At 37.4% G+C, this 24,869-nt stretch carries 25 protein-coding genes and 1 other annotated feature; of the genes, 1 reads left to right on the plus strand and 24 read right to left on the minus strand.

Features of this window, described 5'->3' with window-relative positions:
* Window positions 1-54: 54 nt before the first annotated feature.
* Complete coding sequence (locus tag QRY57_RS19175; protein WP_286015876.1) at window positions 55-639, plus strand: LysE family transporter; 585 nt, start codon at window positions 55-57, stop codon at window positions 637-639.
* 46 nt (window positions 640-685) lie between these two features.
* On the opposite strand, the gene pyrE is transcribed toward QRY57_RS19175, so the two are convergent.
* The 24 genes from pyrE to spoIIGA all read right to left on the minus strand — a co-directional run bounded on the left by pyrE (window position 686) and on the right by spoIIGA (window position 24,435).
* Window positions 686-1,318, minus strand: coding sequence for an orotate phosphoribosyltransferase (gene pyrE / locus QRY57_RS19180; RefSeq protein ID WP_026590272.1), 633 nt, complete (start codon window positions 1,316-1,318; stop codon window positions 686-688).
* Window positions 1,315-2,031, minus strand: a complete 717-nt coding sequence (gene pyrF / locus QRY57_RS19185) for an orotidine-5'-phosphate decarboxylase (RefSeq protein WP_286015877.1) — start codon at window positions 2,029-2,031, stop codon at window positions 1,315-1,317. Before pyrF ends, pyrE begins: the two co-directional genes overlap by 4 nt.
* Window positions 2,016-2,945: a dihydroorotate oxidase B catalytic subunit gene (pyrD, locus tag QRY57_RS19190; RefSeq protein WP_026590270.1), complete on the minus strand. Its 930-nt coding sequence runs from the start codon at window positions 2,943-2,945 to the stop codon at window positions 2,016-2,018. Before pyrD ends, pyrF begins: the two co-directional genes overlap by 16 nt.
* Window positions 2,942-3,721, minus strand: coding sequence for a dihydroorotate oxidase B electron transfer subunit (gene pyrK, locus QRY57_RS19195; RefSeq protein WP_286015878.1), 780 nt, complete (start codon window positions 3,719-3,721; stop codon window positions 2,942-2,944). The genes pyrD and pyrK overlap by 4 nt, the downstream gene beginning before the upstream one ends.
* A complete protein-coding gene (gene carB / locus QRY57_RS19200; RefSeq protein WP_286015879.1) occupies window positions 3,718-6,936 on the minus strand; it encodes a carbamoyl-phosphate synthase large subunit in 3,219 nt (1,072 codons plus the stop codon). Before carB ends, pyrK begins: the two co-directional genes overlap by 4 nt.
* Window positions 6,921-8,018 carry a carbamoyl phosphate synthase small subunit gene (locus QRY57_RS19205; RefSeq protein WP_026590267.1) on the minus strand — a complete coding sequence of 366 codons (1,098 nt, stop codon included), beginning with the start codon at window positions 8,016-8,018 and terminating at the stop codon, window positions 6,921-6,923. Before QRY57_RS19205 ends, carB begins: the two co-directional genes overlap by 16 nt.
* A complete protein-coding gene (pyrC, locus tag QRY57_RS19210; RefSeq protein WP_286015880.1) occupies window positions 8,015-9,301 on the minus strand; it encodes a dihydroorotase in 1,287 nt (428 codons plus the stop codon). Before pyrC ends, QRY57_RS19205 begins: the two co-directional genes overlap by 4 nt.
* Complete coding sequence (locus QRY57_RS19215) at window positions 9,285-10,199, minus strand: aspartate carbamoyltransferase catalytic subunit (protein WP_286015881.1); 915 nt, start codon at window positions 10,197-10,199, stop codon at window positions 9,285-9,287. Before QRY57_RS19215 ends, pyrC begins: the two co-directional genes overlap by 17 nt.
* Before the next feature lie 148 nt (window positions 10,200-10,347).
* A complete protein-coding gene (gene uraA / locus QRY57_RS19220) occupies window positions 10,348-11,631 on the minus strand; it encodes a uracil permease (protein ID WP_286015882.1) in 1,284 nt (427 codons plus the stop codon).
* A gap of 146 nt (window positions 11,632-11,777) precedes the next feature.
* Entirely contained in the window at window positions 11,778-12,320 is a 543-nt protein-coding gene (pyrR, locus tag QRY57_RS19225; protein WP_001156487.1) for a bifunctional pyrimidine operon transcriptional regulator/uracil phosphoribosyltransferase, read from the minus strand.
* A gap of 204 nt (window positions 12,321-12,524) precedes the next feature.
* Entirely contained in the window at window positions 12,525-13,433 is a 909-nt protein-coding gene (locus tag QRY57_RS19230; RefSeq protein ID WP_286015883.1) for an RluA family pseudouridine synthase, read from the minus strand.
* Between the two features lie 4 nt (window positions 13,434-13,437).
* The gene (gene lspA, locus QRY57_RS19235) at window positions 13,438-13,896 is read right to left on the minus strand and encodes a lipoprotein signal peptidase LspA (RefSeq protein WP_026590262.1); all 459 of its coding nucleotides are present in this window, start codon (window positions 13,894-13,896) and stop codon (window positions 13,438-13,440) included.
* A 122-nt stretch (window positions 13,897-14,018) separates the two neighbouring features.
* Window positions 14,019-14,348, minus strand: coding sequence for a TraR/DksA C4-type zinc finger protein (locus QRY57_RS19240; protein ID WP_026590261.1), 330 nt, complete (start codon window positions 14,346-14,348; stop codon window positions 14,019-14,021).
* 205 nt (window positions 14,349-14,553) lie between these two features.
* Entirely contained in the window at window positions 14,554-17,319 is a 2,766-nt protein-coding gene (gene ileS2 / locus QRY57_RS19245) for an isoleucine--tRNA ligase (protein ID WP_026590260.1), read from the minus strand.
* A 72-nt stretch (window positions 17,320-17,391) separates the two neighbouring features.
* Window positions 17,392-17,614: a binding site (T-box leader), on the minus strand.
* A gap of 51 nt (window positions 17,615-17,665) precedes the next feature.
* The gene (gene divIVA, locus QRY57_RS19250; RefSeq protein ID WP_016116021.1) at window positions 17,666-18,172 is read right to left on the minus strand and encodes a septum site-determining protein DivIVA; all 507 of its coding nucleotides are present in this window, start codon (window positions 18,170-18,172) and stop codon (window positions 17,666-17,668) included.
* Between the two features lie 92 nt (window positions 18,173-18,264).
* Window positions 18,265-19,038: a YlmH family RNA-binding protein gene (locus tag QRY57_RS19255; protein WP_286015884.1), complete on the minus strand. Its 774-nt coding sequence runs from the start codon at window positions 19,036-19,038 to the stop codon at window positions 18,265-18,267.
* Between the two features lie 15 nt (window positions 19,039-19,053).
* Complete coding sequence (locus QRY57_RS19260) at window positions 19,054-19,317, minus strand: YggT family protein (RefSeq protein ID WP_026590258.1); 264 nt, start codon at window positions 19,315-19,317, stop codon at window positions 19,054-19,056.
* Window positions 19,318-19,323: 6 nt separating this feature from the next.
* On the minus strand, window positions 19,324-19,782 hold the full coding sequence (locus QRY57_RS19265; RefSeq protein ID WP_026590257.1) for a cell division protein SepF: 459 nt from the start codon (window positions 19,780-19,782) through the stop codon (window positions 19,324-19,326).
* A gap of 19 nt (window positions 19,783-19,801) precedes the next feature.
* Window positions 19,802-20,476 (minus strand): YggS family pyridoxal phosphate-dependent enzyme, encoded by a 675-nt coding sequence (locus tag QRY57_RS19270; RefSeq protein WP_286017905.1) that lies wholly within the window; start codon window positions 20,474-20,476, stop codon window positions 19,802-19,804.
* A 5-nt stretch (window positions 20,477-20,481) separates the two neighbouring features.
* Window positions 20,482-21,291 (minus strand): peptidoglycan editing factor PgeF, encoded by an 810-nt coding sequence (gene pgeF / locus QRY57_RS19275; protein WP_090687151.1) that lies wholly within the window; start codon window positions 21,289-21,291, stop codon window positions 20,482-20,484.
* A 114-nt stretch (window positions 21,292-21,405) separates the two neighbouring features.
* The gene (locus tag QRY57_RS19280; protein WP_026590254.1) at window positions 21,406-21,684 is read right to left on the minus strand and encodes a YlmC/YmxH family sporulation protein; all 279 of its coding nucleotides are present in this window, start codon (window positions 21,682-21,684) and stop codon (window positions 21,406-21,408) included.
* A 120-nt stretch (window positions 21,685-21,804) separates the two neighbouring features.
* A complete protein-coding gene (gene sigG / locus QRY57_RS19285) occupies window positions 21,805-22,584 on the minus strand; it encodes an RNA polymerase sporulation sigma factor SigG (RefSeq protein WP_003199794.1) in 780 nt (259 codons plus the stop codon).
* 194 nt (window positions 22,585-22,778) lie between these two features.
* Entirely contained in the window at window positions 22,779-23,498 is a 720-nt protein-coding gene (gene sigE / locus QRY57_RS19290; RefSeq protein ID WP_026590253.1) for an RNA polymerase sporulation sigma factor SigE, read from the minus strand.
* 19 nt (window positions 23,499-23,517) lie between these two features.
* Window positions 23,518-24,435: a sigma-E processing peptidase SpoIIGA gene (spoIIGA, locus tag QRY57_RS19295; protein ID WP_286015885.1), complete on the minus strand. Its 918-nt coding sequence runs from the start codon at window positions 24,433-24,435 to the stop codon at window positions 23,518-23,520.
* Between the last annotated feature and the right edge of the window lie 434 nt (window positions 24,436-24,869).

Genomic DNA, 24,869 nt, shown 5'->3' on the forward strand with positions numbered 1-24,869 from the left:
TATATTGTTCATTTTGGACATTATAACATACACCCATGAAAGGGAGGTCCAAAAATGCCTTTATTTTCATTTTTGTTATTTGTTTTTATTAGTAGTTTTACTCCAGGTCCCAATAACATCATGGCAATGACGTTTGCGAATAAACATGGATTAAAGAAAACTTTTACATTTTGTTTAGGAGTCAGTTTTGGATTTTTTGTTCTCACATTATTGTGTAGTTTTTTTAACATCATACTTACAAGTGCTCTGCCAATCATTGAATTTCCTTTAACCATTTTTGGTGTAGCCTATATGCTATATTTGGCTTTTAAAACACTTACTAGTAAAGGGAATACGGAGGGAAATGATGAAGAGAATCGAAATCTTTTCTTAATAGGTATCTTGTTACAATTTGTGAATCCAAAAGGTATCCTTTTTGGGCTTACAGTAGTAGCAACCTTTATTCTCCCCTATTACCATTCCTATTCCAGCTTCCTTATTTACTCATTATTTTTAGGAATGGTTGGCTTAATGAGTACATTTAGTTGGAGTCTATTTGGCTCTATTTTTCAAAAGCTCTTATTGCAATATAGACAGCAGTTTAATATAGTTATGGCAATTTTGTTGGTATTTAGTGCTGTATCCATTCTTGTTAAATAGATTAAAAAACACGACCGAGTTTCCCCCCACGGTCGTGTTTTCTTTGTTACGCTGTAATCCAAGCCTCGTCAGCTGGATTTTTACGCCACTCTTGTAATTTTTTCGTTTCAGCTTGTCCGATCATACCTTTTTCTGCTGCAACTTCAGTTAATGCACTGTAATCACTTAAAGAATATGATGCTACGTTTGCTGCTTCTAGTTTCTCTTTTCCTGCCTCAAGCTCGTATGTGAAGATTGATACGATTCCTAATACTTCACAACCAGCCTCGCGAAGTGCTTCTACACATGTAATTGCACTACCGCCAGTTGAAATTAAGTCTTCTACTACTACTACTTTTTGACCTTTTTCAGCTTTTCCTTCGATTTGGTTCCCTTTACCGTGTCCTTTTGCCTTGCTGCGTACGTAGCACATTGGTAAATCCATACGATCGCTTACCCATGCAGCGTGCGCGATACCAGCAGTTGCTGTTCCTGCAATAACTTCTACAGCCCCGAAGTGCTCTTTAATTAACTCTTCTAATCCAGATGCGATCGCTTGGCGTACTTTTGGATAAGATAAAGTTAAACGATTATCGCAATAAATTGGTGATTTCATACCTGAAGACCAAGTAAATGGATCATTCGGTTGTAAAAATACTGCTCCAATTTCTAATAAATGCGATGCGATTTCTTTTTTCATACCGTTACACCTTCCCACTGTTGTTTTACTGTTTCATACGCTTCAAGCGGATTTTCTGCTTTTGTAATACTACGTCCAACCACAATGTAACTTGAACCAAGTTCCCTCGCACGTTTCGGTGTTGCAACGCGCACTTGGTCATTTATATCATCACTTGCAAGACGAATACCCGGTGTTACTGTTACAAATTCATCTCCGCATACTTCACGTAATTTCGGAACTTCAAGTGTTGAACAAACAACTCCATCAAGTCCACTTTCTTTCGTTAATTTTGCATAATGAGCAACCGCTTCTTCTAACGTTTTCTCAATGCCGATCTCTTTTTTCATCATAGCTTCCGAAGTGCTTGTTAGTTGTGTAACTGCAATACAAATCGGTCTCTCTTTTCCTTCTTGCTTACCTTCCTCTAATCCCTCAATCGCAGCTTTCATCATACCGCTTCCCCCAGCAGCATGAACGTTCACCATATCAACATCTAGACTAGCTAGGCTACGCATAGCGCTCTTTACTGTATTTGGAATATCATGAAGCTTTAAATCTAGAAAAATCTTATGTCCTTTTTCTTTTAAGTACGTAATAATTGCTGGTCCTTCTTTGTAAAACAACTCCATACCAACTTTGACAAATAACTCTTCCCCTTCAAAGTGTTGTAAGAATTGTTCTACCTCTTGTTTTCCTGGAAAATCTAGCGCAACAATTAACGACTGTGACATACTTGCTTCCAGCTCCTTCCTTGACATTCCGAAATATGATCAAATCCTAATTCATCTAGTAATGCTGGTAACTCTTCAATAATTGTTGGACATATGAAAGGATCGATAAAGTTCGCCGTCCCTACTGCAACCGCGCTTGCTCCAGCATAGAAGAATTCAATTACATCTTCCGCTGATTCAATACCACCCATTCCGATAATCGGAATGTTAACAGCTTGACTTACTTCATGTACCATACGAATTGCTACCGGCTTAATCGCAGGGCCTGATAGTCCACCTGTACGGTTTGCTAAAATTGGTTTTGCTGTTTTTAAATCTAGACGCATACCAAGCAATGTATTAATCATCGTTAAGCCGTCCGCACCTGCATTTTCAATTGCTTTTGCAATTTCCACAATGTTTGCCACGTTCGGTGACAATTTCACATATACCGGCACTTCAGAAACCTCTTTTACTCGCTTCGTTAAATCAGCAGCAACTTCAGGGTTCGTACCAAAAGCGATACCACCCGTCTTTACGTTTGGACAAGAAATATTTAATTCTAGCGCATGAACATTTGGTGCTTTTGAAATTTCTTTCGCAACCGCTACATAATCCTCAGCCTGTGAACCAGCAACGTTTGCAATAATCGGAAGATCAAATTGCTCGAGCCACGGTAATTCAGAATTCATTACCTTTTCTAATCCAGGATTTTGAAGTCCGATTGCATTTAGCATTCCGCCCGGTGTTTCAGCAACACGAGGCGTTGGGTTTCCATAACGAGGTTGTTCTGTCGTCGCTTTAATCATAATGGATCCAAGTACACTTAAGTCATAAAACTGTGCATACTCACGACCAAATCCGAAGCAACCAGATGCTGGGATGATTGGATTCTTTAATGATAATCCTGGTAATTCAACTTGCAATCTGTTCATAGTACAACCTCCCCGATTGGAAATACTGGCCCGTCGCTACACACCTTCTTGTAAGAATGTCCACTCGGATCTTCTTGTAAGTGACATACGCATGCAAAACATGCTCCGATGCCACAGCCCATGCGTTCTTCTAATGAAATGTAGGCTTTTTTCTCTTTATAGCGCCCTTCTAATGCTCGAAGCATCGCTAAAGGTCCACATGAATATAGAATGTCAAAGTCAATTCCATAGCTATCAATTACATCTGTTACAAACCCTTTTGTACCGTGTGTACCATCAACCGTTGCAACATACGTATCACCAAGCTCTGCGAATTTCTCTTCATAGAAGACAACATCTTTCGTTTGAAAACCTAAGATATGAATAACACGTACTCCCTTTGCTGCTAAACGTTGTGACAATTCATATAGTGGTGGTACACCAATTCCACCGCCTACTAATAAAGCCGTTTGTCCAGCTTCCGCTTCTTCTACAGGAAAACCATGTCCAAGTGGGCCTAATACATCAACAAGTTCACCTTGTTTTCTTTTTGCTAATGTTTTCGTTCCTTGTCCTTCCGCACGATATAGCATTGTAAATTCGTTCTTGTCTTGATCGACATTACAAATACTAATTGGGCGGCGCAGAAGAGGCGTAATGCCCTCTGCTACCTTAATGTGTACAAACTGCCCTGGATCGTTCATTTGCTGCACAAGATCCCCTTGAAGCACTAATTCGTAAATGTTTTTTGCGATTTCTTTTTGGTTAACGACGATCATATTTTGCTTTTGCATCATGCATGTACCACCTCGTGACGCTTTGTTGGCGCGATTTCTTTCATTGCGTGAGCCGAGAATGTCATTGATTCTAGTACTCTTAAAATTGCTCTTGTTGTATCAAGTGATGTTAAGCAAGCTACACCATTTTCTACTGATTCACGGCGAATGCGGAAACCATCACGCGCTGGTTGTTTTCCTTTTGTTAATGTATTGATTACAAACTGTGCTTTCCCTTGACGGATAATATCAAGTAAGTTGTAGTCTTCAGAATCAATTTTGTTTACAACTTGCACCGGAATATTTTGCTCTGTTAACGATTTTGCTGTTCCAGCTGTTGCTAATAAGTTATAGCCGATTTCATGGAAGCGTTTTGCAATTTCCATTGCTTCTTCTTTATCTTTATCCGCTACAGTAATGATTACTGATCCGTGCGTTGGAATGTTAATTCCAGAAGCAACAAGTCCTTTATATAGTGCTTTTTCAAGCGTTAAGTCTTTACCCATTACTTCCCCTGTTGATTTCATTTCAGGCCCTAATGTTGTATCAACTGAACGTAGTTTCGCAAATGAGAATACTGGGGCTTTTACATACACTTCATTCTCTTCTTGGCGATAGCCAGTTTCATATCCTTGTTCTACAAGGTTTTGACCTAAAATAACTTTCGTTGCGATATTCGCCATTGGTACACCTGTAATTTTGCTTAAGAATGGTACTGTACGGCTCGCACGTGGGTTTACTTCAATTACATACACTTCGTCTTTGAATACTACAAACTGGATATTCAGTAATCCAACAATGTTTAATCCTTTTCCAAGTGCAATTGTATTTTCAATGATTTGTTCTTTCAGTTTTGCAGATAAGCTTTGCGGTGGATATACTCCAATTGAGTCACCAGAGTGAACTCCAGCGCGTTCAATATGTTCCATAATACCTGGAATGAATACATTTTCACCGTCTGAAATTGCATCTACTTCAATTTCTTTACCAACCATATAGCGGTCAATTAATACCGGATGATCCGCATGAACCTTAACCGCATTTTTCATGTAGTGCAGTAGTTCTTCTTGACGATATACGATTTCCATCGCACGCCCACCTAGTACGTAAGATGGTCTTACTAATACTGGGTAACCAATTTCTTCAGCGATTGCTACCGCTTGTTCTACAGTCGTTGCTGTTTTACCAACTGGTTGCGGAATACCAAGCTGTGTTAAGGCTGCTTCAAATTTATCACGATCTTCTGCACGGTCTAAATCTTCAAGAGATGTTCCTAAAATTTTCACACCATGCGCTTCCAATTTTGCAGCTAAGTTAATTGCCGTTTGTCCACCGAACTGAACGATAACACCTTCTGGTTTCTCTAAATCGATGATGTGCATTACATCTTCGATTGTTAATGGCTCAAAGTATAACTTATCAGAAATACTGAAGTCTGTTGAAACTGTTTCTGGGTTATTATTAATAATAATCGCTTCATATCCAGCTTCTTTAATTGCCCATACAGAGTGAACTGTTGCATAGTCAAATTCAACACCTTGACCGATGCGGATTGGACCAGATCCAAGTACAACTACGCTTTTACGATCTGTAACGATTGATTCATTTTCATCGCCATATGTGCTGTAGTAGTAAGGCGTTGCAGATTCGAATTCTGCCGCACAAGTATCAACCATTTTGAATACTGGCGTCATATTATTTTCTTTGCGCATATCGTAAATTTCACGCTCAGTTTTATTCCAAGCTGCTGCGATGTAGTGGTCACTGAATCCCATTTCTTTTGCAGATTGTAATACTTCCATATTTCCTACATTCGCTTTTACTTCACGTTCCATGTTTACGATGTTTTCAACTTTTTGTAAGAAGAAGAAGTCCATTTCACACCATGAGTTGATTTCTTCTTTCGTTACACCTTGACGAATTGCTTCTGCTACAATAAACAGGCGCTCATCATCCGCTTTAATAATGCGCTTTTTCATCGTTTCTTTATCAAGTTCTTTTAAGTGATCTAACTCTAAGTGATAAATGCCAAGTTCTAGAGAGCGAACCGCTTTTAATAATGATTCCTCTAAATTACGTCCAATTGACATAACTTCACCAGTTGCCTTCATCTGTGTTCCAAGCGTTCTGTTCGCTGATTCAAACTTATCAAATGGCCAGCGTGGAATTTTTGAAACAACATAATCTAATGCTGGCTCGAAGCAAGCATATGTTTTTTGTGTTACTGGGTTTACAATTTCATCTAATGTTAAACCGACTGCAATTTTCGCCGCTAATTTCGCAATTGGATATCCAGTTGCTTTAGATGCTAGCGCAGATGAACGACTTACACGTGGATTTACTTCGATTACATAGTATTGGAAGCTATATGGATCAAGTGCAAGCTGAACGTTACATCCACCTTCAATTCCTAATGCACGAATAATTCTTAATGAAGTATTACGTAACATTTGATATTCACGGTCACTTAATGTTTGGCTTGGCGCTATAACAATGGAATCTCCTGTATGCACACCAACTGGGTCAATATTTTCCATATTACATACTACAATCGCATTATCGTTCGCGTCGCGCATTACTTCATATTCAATCTCTTTAAAACCAGCGATACTTTTTTCCAATAAGCATTGCGTTACTGGGCTATGTTTTAAACCGCTTGTTACAATTTCAATTAGCTCTTTTTCATCATGGCAAATCCCGCCGCCAGTTCCGCCTAGCGTAAATGCAGGACGAACGATTACTGGATAACCAATTTCATTTACAAATTCATACGCTTCATCAAGGTTATGAATAATTTCACTAGGCGGTACTGGTTCGTTTAAATCTCTCATTAATGTACGGAATAAATCACGATCTTCCGCCTGCTCGATTGCTGATAATTTTGTTCCTAAAATTTCAACTCCGCACTCGTCCAGTACGCCTGATTTTGCAAGTTCAACAGCCATGTTTAAACCTGTTTGACCACCTAATGTTGGTAAGATCGCATCTGGACGTTCTTTGCGAATAATACGGCTTACGAATTCTAATGTTAATGGCTCAATGTATACTTTATCTGCTGTTGCAGTATCCGTCATAATTGTTGCTGGGTTTGAGTTAACAAGGATTACTTTGTAACCTTCCTCTTTAAGAGATTGACAAGCTTGTGTACCAGAATAATCAAACTCCGCTGCTTGCCCAATTACAATTGGTCCTGATCCGATTACTAAAATTGTGTTAATGTCTAGGCGTTTTGGCATAACTCTTCCCCTTCTTTCTTGAAGTTTTCAATCATTGTTAAGAAATCTTCGAATAAATCATTTGCATCTTCTGGTCCTGCTGAAGCTTCTGGATGGTATTGTACTGTAAATGCTGGGAATTTCTTATGACGAAGACCTTCTACTGTTCCATCATTTAAAGCTACATGTGTAATTTCAAGCTCTGTATTTTCAACTGATGCTTCTTCTACTGCATAACCATGATTTTGAGAAGTAATTGCTACTTTTCCAGTTGCAAGGTGTTTTACTGGATGGTTTAAACCACGGTGACCGAATTTTAACTTACTTGTATTTGCACCAGATGCTAAAGCGAATAATTGATGTCCAAGACAGATCCCAAATAAAGGTACTTTTCCAATGATTTCTTTTAACATTTCAATCGCTTCCGGTACATCTTTTGGATCCCCAGGTCCATTACTTAACATAATTCCATCTGGGCTTAGGCGTAAAATTTCTTCAGCTGTTGTATTGTAAGGTACAACAATTACATCACAGTCGCGCTTATTTAATTCTCGTAAAATACCATGTTTCATTCCGAAGTCAACAAGTACAACACGATGACCACGGCCTGGGCTTGGGTATGGATCTTTTGTTGATACGCGTTTTACATGATCTGTAAAGACTGTCGCTTTTAATTGGCTAACGATGTATTCTACATCCGCATCCATGTTGCAAAGACGTCCGCGTAATGTTCCATATTGACGAATTTTTCGCGTTAATTTTCTTGTATCAATTCCTGCTAATCCAGGAATATTTCTTTCTTTTAAATATGCATCTAACGAAATTTCACTTCGGAAGTTAGATGGATGATCACAAATTTCGTTTACAATTAAACCATTTACAGATGGATGAATAGATTCAAAGTCATCACGATTAATTCCGTAGTTTCCGATTAACGGATACGTAAATGTTACAATTTGACCGCAATATGATGGATCAGATAATGTTTCTTGATATCCTGTCATTCCTGTTGTAAATACAACCTCACCTGACTTTTCGATTTCTCCTCCGAAACCTTTTCCAATTAATACTGTTCCATCTTCTAAGATAAGTTGTCTTTTCATACTAATGCACTCTCCTTTTGCCATGCGATCTTACCACCAACGATTGTCATAACCGGCCAACCTTGGCATTTCCAACCTGCGAATGGTGTATTCTTTCCTTTTGATAAGAATGTTGTTGGATCAATTTCTTCTTCTTGTTCTAAATCGATAATTGTGATATCAGCTGCTCTACCTTCTTTCAGGCGACCTGCTTCTAAACCAAATGTATCAGCTGGCTTTTCTGTTAAGAATTGAATTAGCTGTTCTAATGTGATAATTCCTTTTTTCACAAGGTTTGTATATAAGAGTGGGAATGCTGTTTCAAAACCAGTAATTCCGAATGGTGCTCTTTCAATACCTTGTGCTTTCTCTTCCGCAGCGTGCGGTGCATGGTCAGTTGCAATCATATCGATTGTCCCATCTAATAATCCTTCAATTAAAGCTTCATGGTCTTCTTTTCCTCGAAGCGGCGGATTCATTTTAAAGTTTGGATCAACTGATGGGATATCATCTTCACATAATACTAAGTGATGCGGTGTTACTTCTGCTGTTACTTTAATTCCAGCACGTTTTGCATCACGGATTACACGTACAGATCCTTTTGTACTTACGTGACATACGTGATAGTGACAATCTGCTGCTTCCGCAAGTAATATGTCCCGGGCAATATGTACGGATTCGCATACTGATGGAATACCGTTTAATCCGTGTTTCTTAGAAAACTTCCCTTCATGTACACAACCTTTATTAATCAATGTATTTTCTTCACAGTGTGCAACGACTGCCATATTTAATTTTGCTGCACGTTTCATAGCAGCTAGCATCATGCTTGCATCTTGTACCCCTACTCCATCGTCAGTAAACGCGAATGCACCAAGTTCTTTTAATGTTTCAAAGTCTGTCATTTCAGAACCTGCTTGGCGTACTGTAATTGCACCATATGGTAATACATTTACATGCGCTTTTTCTTTAATTCGCTTTTGCAAGTCTTCCATATGTTCTTTGCTGTCTGGTACTGGGCGTGTATTTGGCATTGCACAAATTGTTGTAAAGCCACCCTTTGCCGCTGCAAGTGTACCTGTTTCAATTGTTTCTTTATGTTCACCACCTGGTTCGCGAAGATGAACGTGTACATCTACTAATCCAGGTGAGATTAATTTTCCGTTTACATCGATTACTTCAGCATTATCTGCCGTAATATTTTCTGCTACTTTCGCAATTTTACCGTCTTGTACGAGAAGATCTGTTACTACAATGTTTCCTTCTTCATTTAGATAACGTCCATTTTTAAACAAATAATTCATGTTTCATTCCTCCTAATACATTTGGTAACGCGCGTTTTAGTACAGCCATTCTTACGTAAACTCCATTTTCCATCTGTTTGAAAATACGGGAACGCTCACACTCAACAAGTTCACTCGCAATTTCTACATCGCGATTTACAGGAGCCGGATGCATAATAATGCTTCCTTGTTTCATACGTTTTTCTCGTTCAATTGTTAAACCGTGCTGCTCATGATACTCTTTCATGATGTCTGTTTCATAATGGTCATGACGCTCATGTTGCACACGAAGTAACATCATCACATCAACTTCTGGAACAAGTTCATCTAATTCTTTGTATGTTCCGAGTGTGTTTGTTTCACCTTTCCACTCTTCTGGGCTAGCAAAGTAAATTGTTGCTCCTAATTTCGTTAATGCTTCCGCATTGGAACGAGCTACTCGGCTATGACGAATGTCTCCAACAATCGCAATCTTTAATCCTTCAAAGCTTCCAAACTCTTGTTTAATTGTTAGAAGATCTAGCAGGCATTGCGTTGGATGATTTCCACATCCATCTCCAGCATTTAGGATTGGAATACTTACTTTATCTTTTAGTTCATCGAAGTAGCGATCTTGCTGATGGCGGATGACTACCGCTCTTGTTCCGATTGACTCTAGTGTTCTTATCGTATCGTATAACGTTTCTCCTTTTTGTACGCTAGAGGAATCTACTTCGAAATTTAGCACATCAAATCCTAATTTCTTCTCGGCAACTTCGAAACTAAACTTTGTTCTTGTACTGTTTTCGAAGAATAAGTTTGCTACAAATGTTTGCTCTGTTGATTTTCTCTCTTTTCCATTCGCAAAATCTTCTGCGTCTTTTAGGATTTCTGAAATCTCTTCTTTCGATAATTCACTCATCGTTAACAAATGGCTCATTGTCATCCCTCATCTTTCTGATTTTTATGATAACACCTTTGTATTTATATAACAATAACTGCATAAAAATACCCTAGTCGTGTGAGACTAGGGTGCAAGAAAGAAGCTCCCCTTTTTCGTCTCACAGGACTGAATTAAAAGGTTGTTTTTATGAAGCAATCTGCTTAGATTGTTGTTTTTGTTTCGTTTCAGGTAATAGTAGATTTAATAGTACACCTACAATTGCTGCAAGTGCCATGCCTTCTACTTGGAAAGATTCTCCAACACGTAGTACTGCGCCGCCAATACCGATTACCAGGATTACTGATGCAATCATTAAGTTTCGTTTATCACTTAGGTCTGTTTTATCATCTACCATCATGCGTAAACCACTTGATGCAATTACACCGAAAAGTAAGATCGATACTCCGCCCATAACTGGTGTTGGAATCGAGTGAATCAGTGCTGAAATCTTACCGATAAATCCGAACATAATCGCGAACACCGCTGATCCAATGAATAGGTATACACTGTATGCTCTTGTAATTGCTAGTACACCGATGTTTTCACCGTATGTTGTATTCGGTGGCCCACCTATTAATGACGCAATTAATGTTGCTACCCCATCCCCGAAGATCGAGCGATGTAGACCTGGTTTTTCAATTAGATCTCTTTTAATGACATTTCCAAGTACAATTTGGTGCCCGATATGTTCTGAGATTGTTACGAGTGCAACTGGTACCATTAAGAGTACAATCTTCCATGAAAACTCTGGAGTATATGTTACAAATGGTATTGTGAAGTCTGGTACGTCAAACCATTTTGCCTCAGCTACCGGTTTTAAATCTACAAGCCCTTGGAAGTAAGCGAAGATATATCCCCCGACGATTCCAAGTAACACTGGTATGATGCTGAAAAATCCTCTTCCGAATATGGAGCAAATGATTGTAATTGCTAATGTTACTAATGCTACTGAAAAGTGAGTAAAGCTATACTTGCCATCCGCACCATTCATCGCCATATTAACTGCTGTATGTGCTAAAGCTAAACCGATAACCATTACGACTGGACCAACTACGATTGGTGGGAGTAACTTCATGATCCACTCTGATCCTGACTTCTTAATTCCCAGTGAAATTAAGATGTAAACAAGTCCTGCTAGTAAGCCACCAAGCATTGCTGCTCCTGGCCCACCTGCTGTTTTTGCTGTAATGATTGGTGCGATAAACGCAAATGATGATCCTAGATATGCTGGTACTTGACCTTTTGTTATAAGAAGGAACGCTAGTGTTCCTAATCCACTTGATATTAAAGCTACTGATGGATTCAGTCCTGTTAAAAATGGAACAAGCACTGTTGATCCAAACATAGCGAACAAATGCTGTATACTTAAAAATAACCATTTCCCGGGTTTCGGTACTTCCTGAACGTCTAACACTGGCTTTTGCTCCATTGTTATATCCTCCTTCAGTTTAAAACTTTGCAATAAAAAAACTCTTTGTGACTGTGCACAAAGAGTCCTATACTTTCGTATGTCAAATTTGACATACGAAAGTCAAGACCCTTTGGCAGCCTCACAGGACTACATTTAAAAGGGCTTTACTTATCGTATATACTTACTCGATCTTGTTGATCTGTCTCTTGCAAATCAACTTCAATACGCTCTTCACTTGATGTTGGAATATTTTTTCCTACATAATCAGCGCGAATTGGTAATTCACGATGACCTCTGTCTACAAGAACCGCAAGCTGGATTTGTGACGGTCTACCTAAATCCATCAGAGCATCCATTGCTGCTCGAACCGTTCTTCCTGTATATAGTACATCATCCACTAGAATAACTTTCTTTTTCGTAATGTCCACAGGAATATCAGAACCTTTTACAAGTGGCTCTTTATTTTTAGATTGTAGTGTTAAATCATCACGATACAATGTAATGTCTAACTCCCCTACTTCTATTTCTTTCCCTTCAATTTGACCAATGCGTTCTGCTAAACGCTGTGCAATAAAGATACCACGTGTTTTAATCCCGACAAGAACACAATTATCAACACCTTTATTACGTTCCACAATTTCATGACTGATGCGTGTTAAAGCGCGGCGAATCATTTGGTCATCTAAAACGACTGCTTTTTCTTGCATGTTCTACACCTCCAAGCTTTTTTCTTGCGTGAGAGGAATGGTATAAAAAAAGTCCTCTCAGCGTGTGCGAGAGGACTTTTGAAAAAAGGGTATAACTATACCCTAAGTATTTCAAACCGTTACCTTCTCAACCTCACGGGGCTGTGTTAAAGGATCATTATTTAACTGTTGTTAGTATCGCAAATTCCACTTGTTTTGTCAATACTATTTCCGTAAAACATTTAAGACGTCTTCAAACACTGCTGGAACTGGTGCCTCAAACTCGATATATTCGCCTGTACGAGGGTGATCAAATCCTAAGATTCCTGCATGAAGCGCCTGTCCATTTATATCTAACGTCTTTTTCGGACCATATTTCGGATCTCCCGCAATCGGGTATCCAATATATTTCATATGAACACGAATTTGGTGCGTACGGCCAGTTTCTAAACGACATTCTACAAGTGTAAAATCTTTAAATCGTTCTAACACCTGAAAATGCGTAACAGCATTCTTCCCATTTTCATCAACCGTCATACTTTGGCGTTCCTTTTTATCACGGCCAATTGGAGCATCAATTGTCCCTTTATCATGTGGAATTACACCATGGACGATTGCTTTATATCGTCTTGTTACTGTTTTTTCTACAAGCTGATTTACAAGAGATTCATGTGCCATATCATTTTTAGCAACCATCAATAAACCAGATGTGTCTTTATCAATACGATGCACAATACCAGGACGCATTACACCGTTAATACCTGATAGATCTGTACAATGATACATTAATCCATTTACAAGGGTACCACTTGTATGTCCAGGAGCTGGATGTACAACCATACCGCGTGGTTTATTGACAACTAATACATCTGCATCCTCATAATAAATTTCTAAGTTCATATCTTCTGCACGAATATCTAGTTCTTCTGGCTCTGGAATTGCTACCGCAATTTCATCTTTTTCTTTTACTTTATAATTTCCTTTAATGGTATTTCCATTTACGGTTACAACACCATCTTTAATCCATTGCTGCACCTGTGTACGTGACCATTCATTATTTACACCTGCAACAAACTTATCAATCCGTTCATTTTTTTGTTCTTCTGCAACTGTTACTTGTACTACTTCGCTCATTCAATTACTCCTTCATTTTCTTTCCTTCTAATAATGTTTGGATAATAATTAATACAACTCCAATACATAAAGCTGAGTCAGCTATGTTAAATACCGGATAGTTGTATGAAAAAATATACACGTGAATGAAATCCACCACTTCTTGTCTAAATACACGATCAATAAAATTGCCAATTGCTCCGCCTAAAATAAGGCCTAATGAAACTCCTAGTAGTTTATCTGTTTTCGCATACTTTTTCATGTAAAATACGATAAACCCTACAAAAACAACTGTAATAACATAGAAGAACCACATTTTACCTTCTAAAATACCCCAGGCAGCTCCTCTATTCCGATGTGATGTTATGTATAATACATTATCGATAATCGGGATACTTGTACCTAATTCCATGTTCTTTACAATTAACCATTTCGATATTTGATCGATGGCAATGACAAATAAGGCTATTAAATAATATATCATTTTCATTTCCCCCACAAAGACAGTGTACCTCAAAATTTTAGCATAGCTACGGTCTTTTCACAATGAACCTTTACGGAAGAATAAAATAAAATGGAAAAAGGTAATATAATATCATTGTACTATCAGACATTTACTTTCTCATATAAAAATTCATGAATTGTACGAGCTGTTGGCATGATTTGCATTTGCTTTACAGGAATATATTTCCCAGTTTCTTCACAAATTCCATACATATCAATTTCCATTTTAAATAATGCTCGTTCCACATCTTTTAAATCTTCTCTTATATCATGTAAAAATAACTTCTTTTTCGCATCTTCCTTCATGTCATACCCTAGTTCTTGTCCGAATTCCATATGATATGTGTGCATCGCTTCTTTTGCCAGTCGCTCCTGTAATTCTTTTCTCATCAATTGTAATTCTTCTTTGATTTCCATGTAGATTTCATTCACGTGTACATTCCTCCCGGCTGCAATGTACCGTTAGTGTGTCCGAAAATTTCTCACTTACCGCTCACACATTTTTCCTTCCTAGGAAAGAGATGAATCACTGATAAAATAATAATGTCATAAACAAGGTTTTACCACCTGTGAATCATGTAATGCAAATAAAAAACTGACTGCAATAATTAGCAGTCAGTTTTTTATTACTATATCATTATTTTACATAATTTTCTTTAACAACTGTCGCACAACGCTCACATAATGTTTCGTGCTCAACGTCTTTGCCAATTGTTTCAGAAACAATCCAACAACGTTCACATGTTTCACCAGTTGCCTGTACCACAACAACAGCTGTATGCTCATATTTCGGAGCATCTGCTGGAGCTTCCTCAATTGTTCCACCAAGTTTATACTCAGAAACAATAAACAATTGTTTTAAATCTTCACTAATAGACTCTAACATTTGTTTCATTTCTGCAGTTGGATAAAGGGTAATGCTCGCATTTAATGACTTACCGATTACTTTTTCATTACGAGCCACTTCTAACGCTTTTAATACGTCATCGCGAAGGGTCATGAATGCATCCCATTTTGCTTTTAACGCTTCCGCACCTTCTATTTCAACAGCTTCTGGCATATTAGTTAGCTGAACGCTTTCTTCAACCACACCAGGAACATATGGCCATACTTCATCAGCTGTATGCGGTAAGATTGGTGTTACAAGTTTTGTTAATGCAACAAGAACATCATAAAGCACTGTTTGAATTGCACGACGGTCATGATGATTTGCAGCTTCGATGTATAAAATGTCTTTTGCAAAGTCTAAATAGAATGAACTTAAGTCGATTGTACAGAAGTTATGAATTGCATGATATACTGCCGCAAAATCATATGTTTCATATGCTTCTTTTACTTTTGTAATTAAGTCATTTAGTTTCACCAGCATGTAACGATCTACTTCGCGTAGTTCAGCTTTTGCTACTGCATCTTGACTTGGATTAAAGTCAGCTAAATTTCCTAATAAGAAACGGAAAGTATTACGGATTTTACGATATACTTCTGCTACTTGTTTTAAAATATCATCTGAAATACGTACATCAGATTGATAATCAACAGAAGATACCCACAGACGTAAAATATCTCCACCTAATTGGTCCATAATTTTCTTCGGTACAACAATATTCCCGATAGATTTACTCATTTTACGACCTTCACCGTCTAAAACGAATCCATGGCTTAAAACACCTTTATATGGTGCTTTACCTGTTACTGCAACTGCTGTTGATAACGAAGAGTTAAACCAACCACGGTATTGGTCAGATCCTTCTAAGTACAAATCAGCTGGACGTTGTAAGTCTTCGCGCTCTTCTAGAACAGCTTGATGAGAAGAACCTGAATCAAACCATACGTCCATAATGTCTGTTTCTTTACGGAACTCACCATTTGGACTAGATGGATGTGTAAATCCTTCTGGTAATAAATCTTTCGCTTCACGTTCAAACCATACATTAGAACCGTTCTCACGGAATAGATCTGCTACGTGATTGATTGTTTCATCTGTAATAATTGGATCGTTATTCTCTGCATAGAAGACAGGAATTGGTACACCCCACGCACGTTGACGAGAAATACACCAGTCACCACGGTCACGAACCATATTATGAAGACGTGTTTCACCCCATGCTGGCACCCATTTCGTTTCTTCAACGGCTTGTAATAACTCTTTACGGAATGCTTCAATAGATGCAAACCATTGCGCTGTCGCACGGAAGATAATCGGTTTTTTCGTTCTCCAGTCATGTGGATAAGAATGCGTGATAAATGTTAATTTTAATAACGCACCCACTTCTTCTAATTTTTCCGTAATTGGCTTATTTGCTTTATCGTAGAATAAACCTTCAAATCCAGGCGCTTCATTTGTTAATACACCTTTATCATCAACTGGGCAAAGAACCTCTAATCCATATTGTTTCCCAACAATGAAATCGTCTTCCCCATGTCCTGGTGCTGTATGTACACAACCTGTACCAGCATCCGTTGTAACATGTTCTCCAAGCATAACTAAAGAATCCCGATCATAGAATGGATGTTTCGCAACTGTATACTCAAGTTCGCTACCTTTAACTGTTTTCACAACTTCAGCATTTTCCCATTCTAACGTTTTAGAAACTGTGTCAAATAGTTCAGAAGCAATAATATATTTTTCACCATTTACTTTGACAATGCTATATTGAAGCTCTGGGTGAACAGAAATACCTAAGTTTGCTGGTAATGTCCAAGGTGTTGTTGTCCAAATGATAAATTTCTCATCACCTTCTAATACGTTTTTCCCGTCTTTTACTGGGAATGCTACGTAAATAGATGCTGATTTTTTATCTTGATATTCAATTTCAGCTTCAGCTAAAGCAGATTCACTCGTCGGAGACCAATAAACAGGCTTTTGTCCTTTATAGATGTAACCTTTTTTCGCCATTTCACCAAACACTTTAATTTGTTGTGCTTCATACGCTGGCTCTAGAGTGATATATGGATTATCCCAATCTGCGCGTACACCAAGGCGTTTAAATTGCTCACGTTGACGATTTACTTGTTCATATGCATACTCTGCACATAATTTACGAAATTCTGCAACCGTCATTTCTTTACGTTTTACACCTTTATTTGTTAAAGCTTGTTCAATTGGTAAACCGTGTGTATCCCATCCTGGTACATATGGTGCACAGTATCCCGTCATCGATTTGTAACGAACAATAAAATCTTTTAATACTTTATTTAATGCATGTCCCATATGAATGTCACCATTCGCATATGGAGGACCATCATGTAATACAAATAAAGGACGGCCTTTTGTATGTTCTTGTACTTTTTCGTAAATATTCATTTCAGCCCATTTTTCTTGCATTGCAGGCTCACGTTTTGGTAAATTCCCACGCATTGGGAATTCTGTTTTCGGCATTAGTAATGTATTTTTATACTCCATGCTCAATTCCTCCTCGAATGTATAAAAGAAAGACCCTAAAAAATGGAATAAAAAAGAGACTTTCTCATCCCAAAAAGGGACGAGAAAGTCTCCCGCGGTACCACCCTAGTAGACCATACATATATGCACTGGTCCTCTTTGTATTCTTAACGCGAATATACGCCTACGCTTACTTTTTTGTTCAGCGCGGAACTCCAGGGTGATTTTCCCATTATCTCCTTATCCTGAGCTTACACCATCCTCAGTTCGCTATATAAGGTATAAAAAAGGTACTTATCCCTATCTTCGTTTTTCTTAATAAATATGTTGTTTAAAATTATATGTAATAATGAGAAAAACGTCAAGCTTACACTGTTTCTTCTTTCTTTAACAGCTCGTCCACTTCTTCTTCTAGCTCAATTAATTTGTCCCAATCATCGTTGTTTAACATTTCAAGCTGCGCTTCTAATAACATACGGAAACGTGTGCGGAATACTTTCGCTTGTTTCTTTAGTTCTTCAATATCAAATGCAACTTTTCTTGATTTCACTAAAGCTTCATTAATAATACGGTCTGCATTTTTTTCAGCTTCACGTACAATTAATTTTGCTTCTTTTTGTGCATTACGCTTTACTTCTTCCGCTGCTTCTTGTGCAACAACGATAGATTTATTTAGTGTATCTTCAATGTTAGAGAAATGATCCAATTTCCCTTCTAGCTGAGCAACTTTTTCTTCTAATGCTTTCTTCTCACGAATGACCAATTCATAATCTTTGATGATCTGATCAAGAAACTCATTTACTTGATCCTCATCATAGCCACGGAATCCGCGACCAAATTCTTTGTTATGAATATCTAATGGTGTTAACGGCACAAACGCCACCTCCAAGTAGTTATCTAAATTTTCCTCTTTTTAATTATATCTTTTCTTCGACAAAATAAGAGATTTTCCTTCTAAAAAACCAATCATTTTAGTATACCATACAAAACTCTCCATTTGTCGCGTTTCGTTTTTCCTTCTACAGAAAATAATTTCCCACGTCCATATCCTCTAACTGAAAAAACATCACCTGGAAAACACTCGTATGCAGTTTGTTCAACCGTTTTCCAATTTACTTTCACAAGACCATTCTTTATAAGCGGCTGTGCTTTTTGCCGTGATATATGGAGCATTTCAGCTAACAGGACATCTAATCGAAGTGATGAAACAGTTCCAGACTGTTCTCTCCACTCTTCTTGTAATTGTAATACTTTATCTGCTTGTACAGAGGAAAGTGAGACCTTCATTTTCCCTATCGATTGTAAATTCATTTCAATGTACGAAACAATCTCTTTTGCAACTATAATTTGGGCACGATTTTCTCGAAGCAAAATATCACCACACTTTTCTCTTGTGAGACCAAGAGACATAAATGCACCTAATATTTGCCTATGTTCAAGCGCATAAAATTTGGAAGGATAGTCAATTTCTAATACTTCAATTTGAAAATCTTCTTCATTTAAATTAAGGTAACTCGGATAAATAAGAGCTCTTTTTCTTTCCGCTTTTGGCGTAGCACCATAAAGTCGTAAAGTAGCATCTCCTTGATTCCCCACTATCGTAGCAACAATTTGCTGCTGACGTGGATCAAGAAAATCCGTTAGTTTCACTTGATGATATTCTTCAGCCATCTGTTTCCATTCTAATGCTTTATCAACAAAGACCACTTCTTCAGGTCTAAAATGCTCATAGATGCTCATTCATGCAACCTCTTGTTACAAGAAATAACGAAACAGACTTACTAAACCACTACTAGCCAATTTCAACGCAATAATTGCGACAATTGGAGAAATATCAATCATACCAAAAGGTGGGATAAATCTCCGAAACGGCTCTAAATATGGTTCACAAATACGCGCTAGAAAATCACCAAATGTCGATTCTCTAGCCCCTGGAAACCAAGATAGAAGAATATAGATAATAAGCGCCCAGGAATAAATCTGGATGATCCAAAGCAATGCTTGTAAAATAGTTATCATGGCGTATTACCACCTCTTTATATTTGTCTCTTCCTCTTCACCGAACAACTCAGAAATGGCCCCAACAATATCGACAGTCTCAGGTGTACAAATAAATGTTTTCGGTCCTAATTTTTGAATATCCCCGCCTATAGCGTATACAGTACCACTTAAAAAGTCAACGATACGTACAGCTTGATCTGTGGACATTCTTTGCAAATTAATGACAACAGCTCTTCTTCCTTTCAAATGATCCGCAATACCTTGTGCTTCCGAATATGTACGCGGTTCTAGCAAAACAACTTTAGAAGACTGCTTTGCTGTTTCAATACTTACAATATTTTGTTTTGGCTGTGCTTTCGTAACCGGGATATCCTGCTGCTGAGGTTCCTGTTTTTTCATTTCAACTTGCTCCTTTTCCTTTTCGTAAGCCTCTCGCTCTTCTGGTGTGTCAAAAAAGAAGTACTTTACTTTTGACCAACTCATAATAACATTCTCCCTCCTTTTACGCTTTTCCTACTAAAATCGTTCCCAAACGAATATATGTAGCGCCTTCTTCAATTGCAATTGTATAATCATTTGACATTCCCATAGATAACTCTTCACACGGAGCATTTGATAACTCTAGTTCCTGCACTTGTTTTTGCACCCCACGTAACACCTTAAAACAATGACGGATTTCTGCTTCTTCCTCAGTAAATGGTGCCATTGTCATTAATCCAACCACTTCAATTTTATCAAACTCTTGCAAAGCACGAATAAACGCAATCGTTTCCTCAGCTGCTATCCCCTGCTTCGATTCTTCAGACGATGTTTTCACTTGTACAAAACATCGAACCTGCTTTGTAGCACGCTTTTGGATTTCTTTTGCTAGCGAAATGCGATCCAATGAATGCAAATAATCAACTTTATCAATAATTTCTTTTACTTTTCTTGTTTGTAACGAACCAATGAAATGCCAGTTTACTTTTGAACCGAAATGCTCATACTTTTGTAAAAGACCTTCATTACGATTCTCACCTAAATCAGTAAGTCCAGCTTCTATTACTTCATTTGTTTTTTCAATTCCTACTGTTTTTGTTACTGCAACGAGCTTAATCTCTTGTGCCGAGCGCCCTGCTCGTTCACATGCTTTTTTGATTTCCTCATTTACAAATGCTAATTTCTCTTGTACTACCACTGTTTTCAATCCTCCTTAAAGCCTATGAAACTCAACATTCTTCCTGTTTTTCCTTGATCACGGCGATGCGAGAAAAACAATTGTTCTTCACAGCTTGTACAAAGAGACGACATCACAATATGCTCTTCTTTTATGCCAGCTTGAATGCATAATATACGATTGATTTCTTTTAAATCAATTGCATATTGTCCGTCTGAAATCAATTTATATGGAACAGGTCCGTTTACGGCTTGTTTTGCTGCTGATAATACACGATCATCAACTACATAACAGCAGGACCCAATGGCTGGTCCAATTGCAACATACATCTCATGAACTGGTACCCCTTCTGCATTCCACTTTTGAATCATTTCTTTTGCAATTTCTTTTACAGTTCCCTTCCATCCAGCATGTGCAAGTCCTACCATACCATGTGATGGTGCATAGAAATAGAGTGGAACACAATCAGCATAACACGACGTTAAACATACATCTCTATCAGTCGTATAAATACCATCTGTATTTGGGATACCATCTTCATATAAATAGATTCCTCGTCCTTTTTCTCCGTGTCCTACTTTTTCAACGTGATGATCATGAACCTGCTCTGAACAAATCCAATTTTCTAATGGTTTTTGTAACTTGTTCGCTAAAATACGTCTATTTTCATGAACATTCTCCATCATATCATTTACATGTAGTCCTAAATTCATCGCATGAAAGGAGCCTGTACTTACTCCACCATCTTTTGTAGTAAATCCTGCTGTAATGTTTCCAAGTTCTTTCCACGCTTGTAAATACAATATACCGTCCTCATATATAAATGGTTCTCTCATAAAGCGGCTCCTTTTAATAAAATAACATAAAAAGCATGGTACTTCTGTCTATTTTACCATACTTTTATTTTTCCATAATGACAACATAAAAAAAAGAGGAATTTGTAATATTCTTTAAGAAATTGTCGGTGTTTGTATTGATTCTGTTACAGGATTGACATGATCAGCTCTTACTAATATTACATCCTCTCCAATTTTTACAATTTGCTTCCACGGAATAACAAACTCCGCCTCTTTCCCAAATATCCCCAGCATACGCGCTTGCTTTGAAATAATGACAGCTTGAATCTTTCCAGTGTTCATATCAATATCTATATCGCTAATGTTTCCAAGTTTTTTTCCGTCAGAGACATTTACAACATCCTTAATTTGAAACTCTGAAATCCGTATCATTATTATCCTCCTCCTGCCAGCAGTTTCACTTTATTGCCATTATATGAACACGTAATCTTTCCTATGAACAGAATCTTGAGACTCACAACTTAAAAAGGTCTCATCTTAAATGATGAGACCTTATCCTTGAATTGTCTTATTCATTTGTTTAATTGCTGATTTTTCAAGGCGTGATACTTGTGCTTGAGAAATCCCAATCTCTTCGGCAACTTCCATTTGTGTTTTCCCTTGAAAAAAACGTTTTCGAATAATCATTTTTTCGCGATCATTTAATCGCTTCATTCCTTCTTTCAACGCCAATTCTTCCACCCATTGCTCGTCCCTTTGTTTATCATCACTTAGTTGATCCATTACAAAAATAGGATCGCCCCCATCATTATAAATCGGCTCAAATAATGATACTGGATCTTGAATGGCATCAAGCGCAAAAACAATTTCTTCATGTGTGACTTCAAGCACTTTTGCAATATCCATTGCCGTTGGCTCTTTTGAATTTTCAGCAATTAGCTTTTCTCTTACCTGCAATGCTTTATACGCGATATCTCGTAATGAACGAGAGACTCGAATTGGATTGTTATCACGTAAATATCTCCGGATTTCCCCAATAATCATTGGCACAGCATATGTTGAAAATTTAACATTTTGGCTTAAATCAAAGTTATCAATGGATTTCATAAGTCCAATGCAGCCGACTTGGAATAAATCATCAACAAATTCTCCTCTGTTGTTAAATCGCTGAATGACGCTCAGTACAAGACGTAAGTTTCCATTTACTAATTTCTCTCTTGCGCTTATCTCTCCACTTTGCATTTCTCGAAATAATTTACGCATCTCTTCATTTTTTAGTACTGGAAGTTTAGCTGTATCAACACCGCAAATTTCTACTTTGTTTCTCGTCAAAGTGTTCCCTCCTATCGGGAGTTGCTGTACAGTGTAAAGTATCTCCTTTGGAGGGAATTTTATGCATACCGTTTTTTTGTTGCCTTTGATTAAAATATCATTCGCACTTTGCAAGAAAACATGACAAAACCAATCGGAATACCGATTGGTTTTATACACTCCCCTTGATAATACAGCTTTTCAAAAACATCACTTTATACCATCTTATTAAATTCTTTTCGAAGCCTTTTTATAATTCTCTTTTCAAGTCGAGATATATAAGACTGTGAAATCCCTAGCATATCCGCCACATCTTTTTGTGTTTTTTCCTCTCCTCCTGCAAGTCCAAAGCGGAGCTCCATAATTTGTTTTTCACGATCATTCAATTGATGTAGGGCTTTCATAAGAAGGTGCCTGTCTACAGTGGCCTCTAAGTCTTTTGTAATAATATCATCATCCGTACCAAGAACATCTGATAATAACAATTCATTCCCATCCCAATCAATATTTAATGGTTCATCAAATGACACTTCTGAACGATTTTTATTATTTCTACGTAAATGCATTAAAATTTCATTTTCTATACAACGTGATGCATAAGTTGCGAGTTTGATTTTTTTTTCAGGATTAAATGTATTCACAGCTTTAATAAGCCCAATGGTTCCAATACTAATTAAATCCTCAATATTAATTCCTGTATTTTCAAATTTTCGCGCTATATACACAACAAGTCGCAAGTTACGCTCAATAAGTAATGACCGTGCCGCTTGATCACCTTTTGGCAACTTATTAAGGAGTACTTCTTCCTCCTCTTTTGTCAAAGGTGGTGGCAATGCCTCACTTCCACCTATATAGTAAATTTCATCGGTCTTAATTCCAAGTTTCAATAATACTTTATACCAAATATATATGAAATAAAATTTTAATTTCGCCATACTCTCCCACCTCTCATAATTAAGCAATTGTAACTTTCTGAGATATCAACATTTTCGGATGTATAATACATTGGTACTCTCCATTTGTAGACAATTGCTGTGTATTTAAGCCAATTAGTACTTTGTTTACGACCATATCACTTCCTTCATGATGAATTTGAACAATATCAGGCTTAATTGCCCATAAAAATTGATGATCAATTCCTACTGCTCGAAAAGGAATTAAGCGAAGCCTCGTTGCCCAGCCAGAATCATTTTCTGGTATTTGCGGAATCTCTGTCTTGGAATAAATCTGCTGTGTTAACCATGTTGGTAAACAATGCTCTAATGATGAAATATGCATAATCATAACCGGTGTTTTTGTTAACGGATCATAAAGCTGATTTCCACTATCAATTAAACCATCTAATGTAATTTCATTTTCAACAAGTTTAATATTCACCTGTACAATTTGGTCATAGTGAATCTTAGTGACTTCCACATTTTCAATACGTTTTTTTGAAAAGTAATAAATGATCGGGAATCCAAAGATTACAAACATCCAGCTTACAGGATCACCATAAGAAATTGATTTTGACTGGACTAATCCACCTACCATTTCATTTGTTTGTAGGAAAAAATGAGTCCCTATTAACCCTCCCCCTACCATAAATGTTACAAAATAAAAGGTAAAAACAGTTTGTGTATAATCTCTAAAAGTAGAAAATCCAAACGCTGTATACACAATAAGTAACGAGTATACTAGTTTCATAATTGGATGTGTCATCATAGAAGCAAAAGGAGTAAAGGCAAAAATAACAATTGTAGAACCAATGAATGCTCCTAGCACAAGCCTCCATTTTTTGATCCTCTTTTTCAACACAGTTGCTGTTAATATAAGTAAAAGAAAATCAATGCAGGCGTTTAACAACCAAACAACATCGGCGTAAACAACCAAACAATTCACCTCTTTTTTTAAGTTGAGACTAGTATAAAGCATATCCAATAGGAAAGTGTGTCAATTTACGGAGGGGTTTTTTTGTTATTTTGTGGTTTCTAGACATAATCTGTCGTGAGGAATATATTGCAAACTTTCTATAACTTAGATGATGATCTTACTATATAAATACAAATTGAAAAATCAGCATAAAATCTCTCTTTTTAGGGTGAGAGCGCCCGGCCATGCATAGAAACGGTCAGGACCTATTTTAGCCTCATACCATATGAAAATAAAGTAAAAAATGAGTAGGGATGTTCTTTTGTTTTCATAGCCGTGACCTATATGTTGAAAAGTCAAAATGAATTTACATATTTACAAATAGTGCGATAAGTTTTTCATGTGAAAATATTTAAGTTTATGTAATAAAAAAGAAAGGAGCTGAGCTCCTTTCT

Source organism: Bacillus arachidis, from assembly GCF_030285945.1.
GTDB lineage: Bacteria > Bacillota > Bacilli > Bacillales > Bacillaceae_G > Bacillus_A > Bacillus_A arachidis.